Raw genomic sequence first — 15,989 nt, 5'->3', positions numbered from 1 at the left:
AACCTCTTAGGAATTTTTGTCGTTGAGCATGGGCAGATCGAGACCCTGCTCTTTAGCACAGTGTTGTGCGATATCGTAACCCGCGTCTGCGTGGCGCATTACGCCGGTCGCGGGATCGTTAAATAAGACTCGCTCAATACGTTTGTCGGCATCTTTACTGCCGTCGCAACAGATGACTACACCCGAGTGTTGCGAGAAGCCCATTCCAACGCCACCACCGTGATGTAATGATACCCAGGTTGCGCCACCTGCCACATTGAGCATGGCGTTCAATAACGGCCAATCGGATACTGCATCAGAGCCATCCATCATGCCTTCTGTTTCGCGGTTAGGGCTGGCAACTGAGCCAGAGTCTAAATGATCGCGACCAATGACTACAGGAGCTTTCAACTCGCCGTTACGCACCATCTCATTAAAAGCCAGACCAAGTTTATGACGTAAACCAAGACCTACCCAGCAAATGCGTGCTGGTAAACCCTGGAATTGGATACGCTCACGAGCCATATCCAGCCAGTTATGCAGGTGTGGGTCATCGGCAATAATTTCTTTGACCTTCTGATCGGTTTTATAAATATCTTCAGGATCGCCGGAAAGGGCTGCCCAACGGAAGGGACCAACGCCACGACAGAAAAGTGGGCGGATGTAGGCTGGAACAAAACCCGGGAAATCAAAGGCATTGTTAACGCCTTCTTCAAGCGCCATCTGGCGAATGTTATTGCCATAGTCTACGGTTGGAATGCCGTCATGATAAAAGTCCAACATGGCTTGCACCTGAACTGCCATTGATTTCTTTGCTTCTTTACTGACTCGCTCAGGGTTAGCTTGCGCTTCTTTGCGCCATTCTTCAACGGTCCAGCCAATTGGCAAGTAGCCGTTTACAGGGTCATGTGCTGAGGTTTGGTCAGTGACCAGGTCAGGTTTGATTCCTCGCTTATGCAGCTCAGGGAAAACATCCGCCGCATTGCCTAACAGGCCAATAGAGATTGCCTGGCCTTTTTCTAATGCTTCGTTAAGCTGAGCAATGGCTTCATCAACACTGGTCGCTTTTTTGTCGACATAACCAGTGCGGATGCGAAAATCTATTCGCGTTTCATCACATTCAACTGCAATCATGCAGTAACCAGCCATTGTGGCTGCTAGTGGCTGCGCACCACCCATGCCACCAAGGCCTCCAGTTAAGATCCATTTGCCTTGAGTATTGCCATCAAAATGCTGGCGTCCGGCTTCGACAAAAGTTTCATAAGTCCCTTGCACAATGCCTTGGCTGCCGATGTAAATCCAGGAACCAGCTGTCATCTGGCCATACATCATCAAGCCTTTTTTATCGAGCTCGTTAAAATGTTCCCAGTTAGCCCAGTGTGGAACTAGATTAGAGTTAGCAATTAACACTCGCGGTGCATCGCTATGAGTTTTAAAAACTCCCACTGGTTTGCCAGACTGAACCAATAAAGTCTCATCATCATTCAGGCGCTTTAGCGTTTCAACAATCTTGTCATAACATTCCCAGTTACGAGCAGCGCGACCGATACCACCGTAAACCACTAAACCCTGTGGATGTTCTGCAACATCCGGATCAAGATTATTCATAAGCATACGAAGTGGTGCTTCGGTGAGCCATGACTTTGCGTTGAGAGTTGTGCCTTGTGGTGCTCGAATGACGCGATCGGGGTCTAAGCGATTCTTGTCAGTCATATTCATATCCTCTTTATTGAGCTCTTTATAGCTCAGTTAATTGATGTTCGGTTTTAAAGCGTCCGGTAATACGGAAGCGACTCGCAGGGTGATAGAGCTGGCTGTAACTGACCAATGTATCATTTGACCAGGTCACTCGATCAATGCATAACACAGGCTCATTTTCTTGAAGCTTGAGCGTGACTTGCATGAAAGGATCGGCTTCGCGAGCCTCTATCTGGTGCTCCGCTTCGGTTAACGGTGCAACTTTGGATAAATACACATTGGGGGTGATCCGTGCATAATCTTGCTTCAAATAATCAGGTGCAGCCTTTGGGTTAACATAACGCTGCTCAATTTGAATAGGTTTATCGCTATCTTTATGGACCATAATTGAGTGGTAGATATCATCACCTTCTTCAATTTCAAAGCGATCCAGCAGGTGAATAGGGCAGTGTTCTTTCTGCAACAAAATGAGCTCATTCGAGTAATAACCGCCTCTTTCTATAATTTCCTCCGCTATATTTCGAATCTTGAGCATCGGAGAATAGAGTTTCTTGGGGGCGACAAAAGTACCACGCCCTTGAACCCGATAGAGAACGCCTTCTTCCGTAAGCTCATCAAGGGCACGACGTGCTGTCATACGACTCACTTTGCAGGTTTCAACCAGTTCATTTTCAGAAGGTACACGCTTGTGTTCTTTCCAGCGTTGCTGTTCAATGCCTTGCTTAATAAACTCTTTCACCGTGACATAAAGGCGAGTATTCTGTTCAGTCATTGTTGGAGCCTATATTGTTAGTTATCAGTCAGTTTCAGCTCATTTTCCAAGTAGCCGGTTAGAGTCTGTTTGACTAATAAAATCAATCTTGTATGCTAGGTTGTATATACAACCAAAAACACTGCTTAAAAGCAACTCCAGTAACCAATTTTTTATCAATAAACTTCCTTAACGTTGAACATCTAAACTTAAGAGAATTTAGCTACTATATGAATATCAATGAGTTAATTAAACAATTTGAATCCCAGTCTATTGCGGCGAGTGACTTTAATCATCGCAACCACTTGCGAGTTGCCTGGTTCTATATTAACCGTTACTCGATCAATATAGCTCGTGAGAAGATTCACCAGGGCCTCATTAAACTGACTCAAGCGCTTGGCGTGGAAGATAAGTACCACAGAACACTGACCGATTTCTTCATTGATTATCTGTTGCAGGTCAAATGGTATTTGAACAGTGAATCTTGGGATGAGGTTGAAGCACGTTGTGGCATCTTAATGAGGGATGCCAAGTCATTGCTTAATATCTACTACTCACCAGAGGTGGTTGATTCTCAGCGAGCGCGTCAAGACTTCGTTGAACCGGACAAATTGGCTTTGGATAGGGCGACCTTAAAGCTACAAGCTGCTGACTATCCTGTTTTTGACTGCCAGCAATACGAGTCTCCGATTATTGTGTCCATGCCACATCATGGCCAATTTATTCCATATGATGTGATCAAGCAAATGCAGCCTGCAGCTTACGACAGTGCTGATACCGACTGGTATCTGGTCGATTTGTACAGTTTTTTGGATGAGATGAGAATAACTCGAATCAATGCCAATTACTCGCGCTATCTGATTGATTTGAATCGTGACAAATCGGGCGAAGTTCTCTACGCCGGCGCTGACAATACGGAGTTATGTCCAACCAGCAATTTTGATCGTGAACCCTTATATGCTGAAGAAAAGTTGCCGACTAGTGCAGAGATACAACGTCGGGTAGAGCTATATTGGCAACCCTATCATGACCAGTTAGTACGCTTAATTGAGAACGCCAAAAAGCAGCATGGCTTTTGTTTGTTGTTTGAAGCTCATACCATTCAATCGGAAGTGCCGCGCTTTTTTGAGGGGCAGTTGCCAGACTTTAATTTCGGTAGCAATAGCGGTGAAACCCTTAATGAGTCGCTTGCAAAAGTTTTAGAAAATTTCGATAGCCGGCAGTATAGCAAAATCATCAATGGTCGATTCAAGGGTGGTTATATTACTCGCCATTACGCTGATCCTGACAATCAAGTTTACTGTTTGCAGCTTGAACTTTCGCAGATTACTTATCTTAATGAGCAATTGCGTTTACTGGATAAGGCGAAGACCCAGAGTGTGCAACAGGTTATTGCAAAGCTGTTCAAAGAATTGAGCCTGTCTTTGCATAACTAGAAGTAATCTATTTCGATTTATTTATGAAAAGATATACCGTGAAAATGTGCTCAAATTCATGTCTTATTCAGACTAAACTGGTATCCTGAATGCGTGTTTAATCTAACCTGAAAGGTGACAAAATGCGTAATATTTTATTAACAGTTTTTCTAGCTTTATTTGCTATGCCTCTGTTTGCAAAAGATGTTGTTGTGAACAGTAACGATGCTATGAAATTTGACGTCAGTGAAATCAAAGTCAAGGCTGGTGAAGAGGTAAAGTTGACCTTGAATCACACAGGTAAGTTAGGAAAAGACGTTATGGGCCATAACTTTGTGGTGTTAGCGCAAGGAACCGATGTTCAAGCCTTTTCCAACGCTGCAATTCAGGCTAAAGCCAATGATTATATTCCAGAAGGAAACGATAGTGTTTTAGCGCACACGAAAGTCATTGGTGGCGGTGAAAGCGATACTATTACGTTCACTTTGAAAGAGAAGGGTACTTACGAGTTTATCTGTAGTTTCCCTGGTCACTCTTTCATGATGAAAGGTGTCATCATAGTAGAATAGGTTGTTGAGTCATCTTAAATTAAGCTAACTACAACAATGTAAAAAGAGCGCTTTGAGCGCTCTTTTTTTGTGGATGTTAACTTTAAAAGCTTTGCGTTAAAGACTTAACCCTTAAACGTTCGCACCCAGTTACTGCCTCCAAGCTGGTAGCTTAATTGATTGGGATGATCAATATCCCACAATACCATATCGGCTTTTTTTCCAACTTCAATGGAACCAACTTCCTTTTCAAGTCCTAGTGCTTTTGCTGCATTGATGGTTATTCCTTGTAGAGATTCAAGCGGTGTCATTCTAAAGAAGGTACAGGCCATATTAAGCATTAACAAAATGGATTCTGCAGGCGATGTGCCGGGGTTGCTATCAGTGGCGATTGCCATTGGCACTTTGGCATCACGAAGCGCTTGGATAGGTGGAAGTTTGGTTTCTCGTAGGAAATAGTAAGCTCCGGGCAACAGTACTGCGACCGTACCACTTTTGGCCATCTTCTCAATGGAGTCTTGTGATAAATACTCAAGGTGATCGGCAGAAAGAGCATTGTAATCTGCAGCAAGCCCTGCGCCTGATTGATCGGACAATTGTTCGGCGTGCAGCTTGACAGGGAGGCCCAATTGTTTGGCCGTTTCAAAGACTTTTTGTGTCTGTTGATAGCTGAAACCAATATTTTCACAAAAGGCGTCAACAGCATCGGCCAGTTCAAGTTCAGCAATTGTGGGAAGCATTTCATTGCAGACTAGATCAATATAGTCATCGTCACGTTCCTTGTATTCTTCTGGCAGTGCATGAGCACCTAGAAAGGTGGTTGTCACTCGAACTGGAAATTCCTTACCCAGCCGTTTGGCGACTTTTAGCATTTTAATTTCTGATTCCGTATCAAGGCCATAACCGGATTTAATTTCAATAGTAGTCAGGCCTTCTTTTAATAATGACGTCAATCGTTTTGAGGCACTATCAAATAATTCTTGCTCGCTTGCATTACGAGTTGCGCGAACAGTAGAAAGAATGCCGCCACCAGCTTTGGCAATTTCTTCATAATCCGCACCATTTAAGCGCATTTCGAATTCACTGGCACGGTTTCCGCCATAAACCAGGTGTGTGTGACAATCAATTAGGCCCGGCGTTAACCATTGATTATGTGCATTAACTAAGTTCTCAGCATTGTGCTCCAAGTCATTGGGGTGCTCCAATTGTTCCGGGGTGCCAATAAAGCGAATCATCCCTGACTTTACACCAACACAGGCGTTGTTAATGATCCCATACTCATTGCTATTGGCCATGGTAGCGATATTAACGTTATGAATAAGGTAATCAAAGGGTTTCGTTTCTGCGTGGCTCATATTATGATCTCGTTTAACTTTTCGTTTTTTAACTTTACTTTCAACTTTGGATTGACGCTATTATGCCTGAAAACAATGATAAGCAACTGTTTGCCAAACATCTCCTCACCGAATCAGGTTGGGCTAAAGATGTTTTAATCAAGCTAGATTGTAATGGCGTTATATTAGAATTGAAACCTGATACGCAACTTGATTCTGATTTTTCTGGAGAACAGTTACGGGGCAGTGTGATTCCTGGTCTACCCAACAGCCACTCTCATGCCTTTCAATGGGCGATGGCGGGCCTAGGCGAAAAGAGTGGCAAGGGCGGCGATAGCTTCTGGACCTGGCGTCAGGCTATGTACGGCTTTGTCGATGCTATCAGCCCTGAAGATTTACAGGCAATTGCATCGGCGCTTTATATGCAGATGCTGAAAGCGGGCTATACCTCTGTTGGTGAATTTCATTATCTACACCATAACACTAACGGAGCTAGCTACGACAATCCTGCGGAAATGTCGCAGCGAATTTTCGAGTCAGCAAAAGAGTCTGGTATTGGTCTGACATTACTACCTGTGTTTTATCGGTACAGTGGTTTTGGTGATCAGGCTGCTAATCTTGGCCAAAAGCGCTTTATTCACGACCAACAAGCTTATGCAGCATTGATTGATAATGTGGCTAGTTTGTCCAAGCAATATCAGCAGTCTTTTGGTATTGCTCCTCATTCACTTCGCGCTGTGAACCTGCAGGACTTAAGTTTCGCAATTGACCATTTAAACACGCTTAATGATAAGGCACCCATTCATATCCATATCGCCGAGCAAATGAAGGAAGTGAATGACAGTCTGGAGTTTCATGGCAAGCGACCTGTCGAATGGCTTCTGGATAATCTTGATGTGAATGAACGCTGGTGTTTGGTTCATGCAACTCATATGACATCGCAAGAGATTCGACGCGTGGCTGAGTCAAATGCAGTGGTTGCAATCTGCACTACCACTGAGGCAAACCTGGGCGACGGTTTTTTCCCAATGCTGGATTATAAATCGCATCAGGGGAGGTGGTCGGTCGGAAGCGATAGCCATATATCAGTTGATGCAACTGAGGAATTGCGTTGGCTTGAATATCAACAGCGTTTAGCGCGTCAGTCACGCACGATGTTGGTTGAAGCTGAGCACAGTTCTAATGGCTTGTGGTTATGGCAACAGGCTACAGCAGCAGGGGCTCAATCACTTGGTCGGCAGGCAGGGGTAATTAAAGTTGGCAACAAAGCGGACTTTATTGAGTTGAATCCTGAGAATTTAGCGCTATTAGGAAAAAGCGATGATGAACTTCTCGATGCATTTATCTTTAACCATCAGTTTAGTAATGATGTGATTCGCTCAGTGTGGGTTAATGGTCAATGTTGGGTAAAAGATGGATTACATAGGAACGAAGATAAAATTAAGACGCAGTATCGGAAAACCATTAGTCGCCTGCGTCAGTACATAAATTAAGCAGCATACTTTTAAGTTCATTAATATCAATTGGTTTTGCAAGATAGTGGGCATTTAAAGATTTGAATAGTTCGGTATTTTGAACGCTTGAGTCACTGCTGATGACTAATATCTTGGTTTGTTCGAGTTGATTGCTAAGCTCGCTTTCAAAATTCGTGAAGAAAAAGGGATCGGGTTCATTAAAGAAGTCTGAGTTCACCATAATAACATTAAATTTTTCATGACGAATTTTTTGTAGAACCACCTGTTTGGCTGAGGCTTTTTCGGTTGCTACACCGAGTTTTTCCAGGTATCCCATTAGCACCATTTTGTCGATGGGATCCGAGTCGAAAATTAAGGCGCTGATGTCAGTTTCAATTGGGTTCACACTCTCAGTCATAACCTCTGGAGCTTCCCCAGCTAAAGTCGCAACGGGTATCTCGATTCTAACTTCTTTTTCGAAGTAGAAATACTCGCCACCAAATTTTCGTAGTAGGTGTTTTGCGGCAATTAAGTGAACATTATTGCTGTAACTTGTGATTGGGGCATCGTGCATAAATTGGAAGAGACTTTGCGAGTTGATAGCATTAATAAAGTTATCAGCCTCCGATGCAATAGAAATTCTGAGGATCGTATTGTCTTTTATCGCTTGGCGCTGATCGAAGGAAAGCCTCAGTTCATGACCACTGCACACCTTTATAAGTTCAGACAATAGCAGTAGCAAGAAGCGTTTAAAGTTATCTTTATCGATGATTAATTGGCGGTTAATACGATCGCCGCTATACGAATCGTAGATGGTCACCTGATTGTTTTTTGCTTGTCTGGATAGCTCTGTAATGATCTGCTTTAGTAAATCTCTTGACCAGATTGAGCTTTTGCGATCACCTATGTGCTGAGTGATGGATTGATAAAATAACTGAATCATTTCGTCATCATGCTGGATAGGGTTCTCAAGTAAGAAGCCGAGAAACTCCTGTAGCTCCGTATTCGCATCACGTCTTGCCTGAGTGACTTCAGTTTTGAGTAGCGTTAGTTGATGCTCAAGATTCTTATTATTAAGAAATATATCGATAATTGCTTTAATTAAAGCTTGGGTTTCCTGTGTTTTGCTACTGTAAAGAATGTTTTTTGGGAGTACTGACCGATTCAGAGAGTCAGTAATTTTTTTCATGATTCGGCTGGTATAGCTTAATCGGAAATACATATAGACCCACAACAGCGCCATCAAAAGAATGATCAAAATATTAAAGATAGTGCGGTTGGTCTCCAAGTCCTCAATGGCCGGGCTAAAGGATAGGGGAGTCATACCTAATGTCACTTCGCCAAGTCGTCGCTCAAGTTTGACATTACGTAAAATTTCTTCATTTATAAGCAGTGAGTCACTTAAAGAGCTGTTGTGCGTCTGGTCGATTGGCTGGGTGAAATTAATGAGTTGCGTATCATTTGGAATCGATAAAATATCGCGGTTATCAAGCTGCGCCATGATGTTTTTTTGGTTGTCTAAGACAGTAATCATGGCAACCCCATTATTGTCTCTGAGCGCCTCTAACGAGTTTTTAAGATCAACTTTGTTACCAAACGATAATCCGTATTCAAGTTCAATAGTTAAATTGGCAAGTATTGATTGACTCAAGTTCTGTTGTTGGTAGAAATGTTGTGCTTTACTAGCTTTAGTAAACAGATAGTTGCTTATTAGAAGCAGGGCTATGACTGCAATAATAAAAGCAAAATTATATTGGTTAACATACTTGGCACGTTTCAAAGCGTTACCTTTTAGAGTCAGTTGACCGATCTACTTCGGTAATGAGTTTGTCTATCTGTGATTGTAACTGCTGTTTGGAAATTGTTTCCAGTTCCAAAGAGCGCGCAACTTCATTGTTATATTTGATATCGTAGTATTTGCTATGTCTAGTAAAGTTCGTAAATTTATTGTTTAAAATGTCTAGTGCTGATTCTCTAATATCGGTAACCAGCATTTCTGGTGTTGTGTAGGTGGTTGCCACTGCTCCAGCATTGACCAATCCTGTCGAGTAGCCAATGATAACCTTTCTTTGGCGGTAGCTGCTTAACAGCACCCTTGGCAGGGTTTGGCTGTTATAAATGACCGGGTCTGGCTGCGCAATAATAAAGTCAGCCTGTTGAGCTAAGGCTGGAAATTGACCGGCTACTTCTGTTGTTTGCTTTATCTGTGTCGTCTGTAATGTCAATCCAAGTGACTCTAAGCTGTTTTTATATTCTTCCAGAAAATAGGGGGTGTTCATGGAGTACATTACACCTACAGACTTAGATAAAGGTAATAATAGCTTACCCAGAATAATTTGTCGCTTTGGGTCAGGATCATAAAAGATTGCACTGACCGATTGTGGAGGAGAGTATTTGCTAGTCAGTTCTTTCCAGTCCTGAAAGGTAATTAATGCTGCTAAGACGGGTTCTTTATGTTCCGACTTGAGCAGTTCGGCTAGTGGTGTTGGGCCCAAACTAATAATGAGTTCGGATTGAGGTTTTTGCCGTTTCCAATCTTCTAAAGAAATATTGGTCACTTTGTAATCATTAGCAAGAGAAGATAAGGATAAACTTTTAGCTATGGTTGAATAATGACTCGAAAAGTGCTGGGCAATAATGGTAATGTTTTTCGGAGCTGTTTGTTGCGGGCTTGTCTGGACGTTGTCCTGAGTTTGCGCTGCATAGGCAAAGTGGTGCCCACCCGCAAATAGTGCTAAAGCTATAAGCAGATTGGTAGTTGTTTTCAAAGCTCTAAAAAAGCAGTTCATAATCCTTCAATATTTGTAATATTCCTTGCTAATCATGCGCAGTAATATCAGAGTCTATGGTTGAGGTATCCTAATAGCTCAATCCAAGGCTAACCTTATCTATTGCAGGCAAGGTTATATCCATTCTATAGGTGTTTGTTTGTTTTCGACAAGTATTTGATTTGTTTTAGAAAAATGCTTACAGTCGAAATATCCGCGATGTGCCGATAGCGGCGACGGATGCGGAGCGGTTAAGATAGTGTGTTTGGGGTTATTTATCAAGCAGGATTTAGCTTGTGCATGTGAGCCCCACAACAGGAAAACGATGGGCTGAATAGCCTGGTTAAGGCTTCTTATAACTTCGTCAGTAAAAAGCTCCCAGCCTTTGCCTTTGTGCGAGTTTGCCTGACCGGCTTCTACCGTTAGCACCGTATTAAGCAGCAACACTCCCTGTTTCGCCCAGCGACTTAAATCGCCATCTTCTGGTGGTGGGCAGTTTAAGTCGTTTGCTAGCTCTTTATAGATATTTCGTAACGATGGTGGAAGTGGCTGACCGGGATTGACCGAAAAGCAAAGGCCGTTGGCCTGTTTTGGACCATGATAGGGATCCTGGCCTAAGATAACCACTTTAACCTGTTGGAATGGCGTCTGCTCAAGTGCTGAAAATACTTGTTCCCGAGGTGGGTAAATAACCTTGCCCGATTGCCGCTCTGATTGTACAAAAGCCATTAATTTGGGGAAAAAAGGTTGTTTTTTTACTGGGGCGAGTGCTTCTGTCCAGTTGGTGATGGACTTTGACATTATTCTTTCTAGTCGGTCTGATTGATGATGTTGATTATAACTTATGGTTTTGTGATGACCAGAGATATTGCTAGGTAGTTGATTTTCTGAAGGCGCATTGAGCCAATGTTTCCATTAGACAGAAACTGTAATATTCAAACGTCGTTAGAATCGATGATATTAAGTACATCATCCAGCGAACTGGGCGCTAATTCTAACTCGTCGCCAAGGGTATAATCATCCACTTCTAAGGCGCCGCTCCAATCTTCTGGTGCCGCTGCTTGACTTAATTCGAGTAATTCCCAACTGTTTAAGTCTAATTCTTCGACTTCACCACCGAAATACTGAACTTCAATGGTTCCTTCATCGTCATCTAATGCGACGACTTCAAAGATAGCGTTTAAATCCGCGCGTTTATACCAATGGCCACGCTGGGGCAGTAGTTCTTGTGCCATGTGACCTCCTTAATTTATGTGAGTATTCAGAGTAGCACATTGCTCAAAAAATGCACGACCCTGACTATTGATATTGTCTATTATGCGACCTGGATTACTAAAGAAACCTTGCTGGTATTTGACCACATCATTATTTACAATGGGCGCAAATTACAGACCAACTAGTATGGAAACAATGTCCCACTATAATTTAAAGAAATTCTACATTTCTAGCTTATTGATTTTATTCTGTTTACCAACATTTTCTGCTGAGTGGCGTGGTGTTGTGGCTACTGAAGCTCGCTACTACTTTGAAGAGGGAGATTCAGGGCAAGGTCAGGAACTGGCATCGGTCATGGTTGAGCCTGACTTTTACCACCGCTGGGATGAACACAATTTAAGCATTACCTTCAAACCATTTTTTCGCTGGGACAGTATGGACAGTGAACGTACGCACGGTGATATTCGTGAGCTAATGCTGCAATACGTCGGCGATGAATGGGAAGTTAGAGCGGGTATTGGTAAGGTGTTCTGGGGAGTGGCAGAGTCTCAGCATTTAGTTGACATCATCAACCAAACTGATTTTGTTGAGAATATCGATGGTGAAGATAAATTAGGCCAACCGATGGTTGCCCTGTCCACAGAACGCGATTGGGGCTTATTGAGTATTTTCGCTTTACCTGGTTTTCGAGAACGAACGTTTGCCGGTGAGGATGGACGTTTGCGTTTTCCGTATGTGATTGATACTGATAATCCGATCTATGCGGATCCAGAAGGGCAGTCTCGGTTGGATGGTGCTATTCGCTGGTCACAATGGATCGGGGACTGGGATATCGGAATTGCACACTTTTCTGGAACCAGCCGTGATCCCCAATTTGTTCTAGACAGTAGCAATCCAATGGATCCAAAGTTAAGACCTGTTTATGTGACTATTGATCAAACCAGTATCGATGTTCAAGCAACCAAAGGAGCCTGGTTATGGAAGCTTGAGGCCATGTCTCGCTCAGGCTTTGAGCAAGATCGTTACTCGGCAGCAGTCGGTGGGTTTGAATATTCATTTTATGGTATTACTGAATCAGGTGCAGACTTGGGCGTTATCATGGAATATCAGTATGATTCCCGTGACGTACTTCCCGGTGGCTTCAGACAGGAAGATATCTGGGTAGGAGGCCTACGCTTGGCCATGAATGATATTCCATCGACAGAAGTGTTGTTGGGGTACTCATATGCGGAAAACCAACAGTTTATTAACCTCGAAGCCAGTCGCCGACTCGGCGATAGTTGGAAGCTGGTGATCGAAGGGCGATGGTTCGAGGGAATTGACGAAACCAGGCCAATGGATAGCATGCTTTACCCATTTAGAAATGATGATTATTTATCGATAACCTTTGAGAGATATTTTTAGTTAATTGACAGATAGAACTCATAATAAGGCGCTAGTGTTGCGCCTTATTATTTTGTATCGCCAGTTTCAGTGCTCAAAATATACTCAAAAATATCGTCATCAAGCCCGAGTTTCAGTGCATAAATTTGCCGATAGGTCATAACACGTTTTATGTAATCACGAGTCTCGGTATAAGGAATGGCTTCGATCCAGATTTCAGTGGGATACCTGCCATACTGTTTCCATTCCTCAATTCTACTTTTGCCAGCGTTGTAAGCAGCAGATGCATAAACAGGGTTCTGCTCAAGTTCTTCAAAACGCATCTGTAGATAGCGGCTCCCCATCTGAATGTTAATAGCGGGATCTAACAAGTCGCTACGATGCTTGTAGGAGCTTTGGAACTTTTTGGCGAAAGTTTTGGCCGTTCCTGGCATTACTTGCATCAGTCCATAGGCTCCTGCTGGTGAGACTGCTCTCGGTCCATAAGCGCTTTCTTGTCGCGCAACACCCATTAGCCAGTGCGGCGGCAGTTGTACTTGTTTGCCTATATTAATGTAATCTTCTTTGAAGGCGGTGGGGAAGCGAATATCAGTGTCATCCCAGAGTTGTGCTTTAGCAATTGTCAGGATACTTTGGTTATACCAACCCCATTCATTAGCAATCACTGCTGCTGCCTGGATTTCTTCAGGGGTTTGCAACTTACTCAGTAAGCTACGCCATTCTCGAGTAGCGTCAAGGTAGTGTCCTATAGCATATAACTCACGTGCTCTTTCGACATTGGCTGACTGGCGGACAGAGTCCATTATTTCATCTGGGATGATTAGAGGTGCATGATTAAGCTGAATGGGAAGCTGTAAGCGCGTAGCGGCCTTATATCCATAGTAATCTCGCTCTTTTGCCAGCTCCGCTAAGAGTATTTGAGCTTCTTCCTTTTGTCCCAGCTCTTCCAGAGCTACTGCGTACCAATAACGCCACTGTTCGTTACTTTGTTGCTCAAAGGGTAATATTTCATACAGTTCTGTAATGGTTTTCCAGTCTTGAGTTCGTAAAAAAGTGACGAGTTTCCAGTGGTTTACTAGAGCATCATCTAGGTAATCCTTGATGTTATCTTTTGCCATATCAATGGCTTTGGGATTGTTCTCTGTCGCTAGAGCCAGAAATAAGGTTCGTTCTACATCGGACTTATGGGCTCCAGCCAGAGGAACACGGTTTTGTGTTCGTTTCCAGGCACTATAAGCATCATCGCGATCGTCCCATGCTAATCGCTTAACTGCGTAGACTAAGATGGGGGCTTCTTTTTCCGGATTCTTTCCCGGGAAAAAGTTTGAACGAGTAACCACTGTCGGGTTACGTCTAACTTTCAGCCAGAGGTCGGCTAAATACTGTTCATCACGTGGCAAGTAGCGCTTGAGATAACTCAGCAAACCTATTGGGCCTTCGTGCGCCGTTTGATAAAACCGTTGGTAGGCAACATCCTGTTGTAACTGGTTGTTGTCAATCCACTTTTCGAAAACACTATCGCATTCCTTGGGTTGGGATTTTGACACATTCCATAAATTGGAGATCTGTTCGGATAAAGCGCTGATTGGTTTGCCTTGTTTGAGTTGATGACTTAAAAGCAGGCAGTCATAACTGGTGACTGAGCCAAAGGAGTAGTATTTTGTCATTAGATCGAAGTTTTTAGCTTTGGCTAATAGTCGAATATAGTCCCAGCGCAGGCGGCTGCTCAGTGGCGAAGAATCGTATTTCTGAATAAAGTCATCGACTTGCTGATGACTGTTTTTATTGAGCTTTTCTTTAATTTCCTCATATTCGAGATAGGGGAGAAGTGAATAATGAGCAAGACTTTTTTTTAGTTTTTGATACTCAGTCAAGTTTCCCTGCTTAAACGCTTCTTCAGCTTGTAAAAAGGCTTCTTGATCAGGGCTGTAGGCTGGTTTGGCCTGTGCTGAATTAAAAAAGGTTACAATAGTAAGGGATAAGGCAATCGTAATTTTACGCATTGTCGTGACATCCTTGATTGACGGGTTGCATCGTTACGCTAGTTAGACTTAGGTTCTTATAGAATACGCTAGTTTGATTATTTTGCATTGGTTAGTTAAGTTTTAGAGCTCTATTGATAAATTAATTGACGATGAGTTTATAACAAGAAGTAGTGCCTACTTGAAGTTAAATGATCGTGAAAAGTGTTACTAAACTTTAGTATTGCAGGTCACTTAAAAGTTCCACCGGTTAATTGAAATGTTTGGCAATTTTTACTTGTTTTCGTGGTCCAAGGTATTGATAATGTGCCGCGTGATGCGCGAAGTTAGAGATATAGGGTTAGATAAACTAATTGAAACATTGAAGAGGTAATTACATGGGTACAGGTACCAAGTATAAAGCTCGTCCAATGGATGAAGATGGCTTTATTCACTACACAGACGAAGAACATCAGGTTTGGCATGAGTTAATCACACGCCAGGAAAAACTGATTAAAGGTCGTGCCTGTCCTGAATATTTCGAAGGTCTTGATAAGATTAATTTACCTAAAGACCGCATTCCACAGTTAGAAGAAGTCTCCAGCGTGCTTAGAAAGGAAACCGGCTGGGAAGTCGCCTGGGTTCCGGCGTTAATCAATTTTGACAAGTTCTTTGCTTTATTAGCAGATAAAAAATTCCCGTGTGCGACTTTTATTCGTACCCGAGAGGAAATGGATTATTTGCAAGAACCTGATGTTTTTCATGAGATTTTTGGCCATTGCGCCATGTTGACCAATCCTTATTTTGCAGAATTTACCAGCACTTACGGCAAGTTAGGTTATGAAGCTTCGAAAGAAGATCGTGTTTTCTTAGCACGACTCTACTGGTTCACCGTTGAGTTTGGTTTAGTCAATACTGCAGAAGGTCAGCGTATTTACGGTGGTGGTATCTTGTCCTCGATTGGCGAGACGCCACATAGTCTGGAAAATCCGGACGTCATTCGTAAGCCATTTGATCCGATTGATATCCTGCGGACACCGTATCGTATTGATATCATGCAGCCACAGTATTTTGTAATTGATGACTTCAAGCAGTTGTTTGATTTAGCTAAGTCTGATGTCATGTCGATGGTGCAAGAGGCTAAACGCCTAGGTTTACATAAACCTTTGTTTCCACCCAAAGAAGAGAAAATGGCCAGCTAACATATAGCTGAACATTCTACTTAAGCAGCCCGCGATATTGTTAATATTGGCGGGCTGTTGCATAATGAAGGGATCGTAAATAGCTACTTTAAAATCAAGCTGTTACAGGGCAAAAGACTATATGTTATTGATGTTTACCAAACAAATCACACCAACGTTTATCGTTGCCGACCAAATTCGCGCTCAATGGAGCTAGCGTTCAGTTTTCTTAGCGTATGATTTCATGCGCCAGGTCTGTAATCTTTCATCGAGTTATTAAAATTATGGACCAACCCTTTAAA

Annotated in this window: 13 protein-coding genes; 5 read left to right on the top strand and 8 right to left on the bottom strand. The window is 42.9% G+C overall.

From position 1 onward, the window contains the following. Window positions 1–6: 6 nt before the first annotated feature. Together hutU and hutC are read right to left on the bottom strand one after the other, a co-directional pair. Entirely contained in the window at window positions 7–1,692 is a 1,686-nt protein-coding gene (gene hutU / locus ACYTXU_RS06645) for a urocanate hydratase (protein ID WP_462209311.1), read from the bottom strand. A gap of 25 nt (window positions 1,693–1,717) precedes the next feature. Next, window positions 1,718–2,449 (bottom strand): histidine utilization repressor, encoded by a 732-nt coding sequence (hutC, locus tag ACYTXU_RS06640; RefSeq protein ID WP_462209310.1) that lies wholly within the window; start codon window positions 2,447–2,449, stop codon window positions 1,718–1,720. A gap of 209 nt (window positions 2,450–2,658) precedes the next feature. Between hutC and ACYTXU_RS06635 the strand changes: the two genes are divergently transcribed. Then, window positions 2,659–3,864 carry an N-formylglutamate amidohydrolase gene (locus tag ACYTXU_RS06635; protein WP_462209309.1) on the top strand — a complete coding sequence of 402 codons (1,206 nt, stop codon included), beginning with the start codon at window positions 2,659–2,661 and terminating at the stop codon, window positions 3,862–3,864. Window positions 3,865–3,986: 122 nt separating this feature from the next. Beyond that, on the top strand, window positions 3,987–4,412 hold the full coding sequence (gene azu, locus ACYTXU_RS06630; protein ID WP_462209307.1) for an azurin: 426 nt from the start codon (window positions 3,987–3,989) through the stop codon (window positions 4,410–4,412). A 104-nt stretch (window positions 4,413–4,516) separates the two neighbouring features. Here azu and hutI read toward each other — a convergent pair whose 3' ends face one another. After that, the gene (gene hutI, locus ACYTXU_RS06625) at window positions 4,517–5,746 is read right to left on the bottom strand and encodes an imidazolonepropionase (protein ID WP_462209305.1); all 1,230 of its coding nucleotides are present in this window, start codon (window positions 5,744–5,746) and stop codon (window positions 4,517–4,519) included. Between the two features lie 62 nt (window positions 5,747–5,808). Between hutI and ACYTXU_RS06620 the strand changes: the two genes are divergently transcribed. Further along, a complete protein-coding gene (locus tag ACYTXU_RS06620; RefSeq protein ID WP_462209304.1) occupies window positions 5,809–7,218 on the top strand; it encodes a formimidoylglutamate deiminase in 1,410 nt (469 codons plus the stop codon). Here ACYTXU_RS06620 and ACYTXU_RS06615 read toward each other — a convergent pair. The 4 genes from ACYTXU_RS06615 to ACYTXU_RS06600 all read right to left on the bottom strand — a co-directional run bounded on the left by ACYTXU_RS06615 (window position 7,190) and on the right by ACYTXU_RS06600 (window position 11,182). After that, a complete protein-coding gene (locus ACYTXU_RS06615; RefSeq protein WP_462209302.1) occupies window positions 7,190–8,959 on the bottom strand; it encodes a response regulator in 1,770 nt (589 codons plus the stop codon). The genes ACYTXU_RS06620 and ACYTXU_RS06615 overlap by 29 nt on opposite strands. Window positions 8,960–8,963: 4 nt before the next feature. Beyond that, a complete protein-coding gene (locus ACYTXU_RS06610) occupies window positions 8,964–9,968 on the bottom strand; it encodes an ABC transporter substrate-binding protein (protein ID WP_462209300.1) in 1,005 nt (334 codons plus the stop codon). Between the two features lie 114 nt (window positions 9,969–10,082). Beyond that, window positions 10,083–10,748 (bottom strand): uracil-DNA glycosylase, encoded by a 666-nt coding sequence (ung, locus tag ACYTXU_RS06605; protein WP_462209298.1) that lies wholly within the window; start codon window positions 10,746–10,748, stop codon window positions 10,083–10,085. 134 nt (window positions 10,749–10,882) lie between these two features. Then, entirely contained in the window at window positions 10,883–11,182 is a 300-nt protein-coding gene (locus ACYTXU_RS06600) for a DUF6763 family protein (RefSeq protein ID WP_462209296.1), read from the bottom strand. A 175-nt stretch (window positions 11,183–11,357) separates the two neighbouring features. Between ACYTXU_RS06600 and ACYTXU_RS06595 the strand changes: the two genes are divergently transcribed. Continuing rightward, entirely contained in the window at window positions 11,358–12,566 is a 1,209-nt protein-coding gene (locus ACYTXU_RS06595; protein WP_462209295.1) for a hypothetical protein, read from the top strand. A gap of 47 nt (window positions 12,567–12,613) precedes the next feature. Here ACYTXU_RS06595 and ACYTXU_RS06590 read toward each other — a convergent pair whose 3' ends face one another. Beyond that, the gene (locus ACYTXU_RS06590; RefSeq protein WP_462209293.1) at window positions 12,614–14,548 is read right to left on the bottom strand and encodes a transglycosylase SLT domain-containing protein; all 1,935 of its coding nucleotides are present in this window, start codon (window positions 14,546–14,548) and stop codon (window positions 12,614–12,616) included. Window positions 14,549–14,904: 356 nt separating this feature from the next. Between ACYTXU_RS06590 and phhA the strand changes: the two genes are divergently transcribed. Beyond that, complete coding sequence (gene phhA / locus ACYTXU_RS06585; protein ID WP_462209291.1) at window positions 14,905–15,708, top strand: phenylalanine 4-monooxygenase; 804 nt, start codon at window positions 14,905–14,907, stop codon at window positions 15,706–15,708. Window positions 15,709–15,989 lie beyond the last annotated feature (281 nt).

This window comes from Kangiella sp. M94 (genome assembly GCF_054926195.1).
This window is presented reverse-complemented; position numbering and strand designations above follow the sequence as displayed.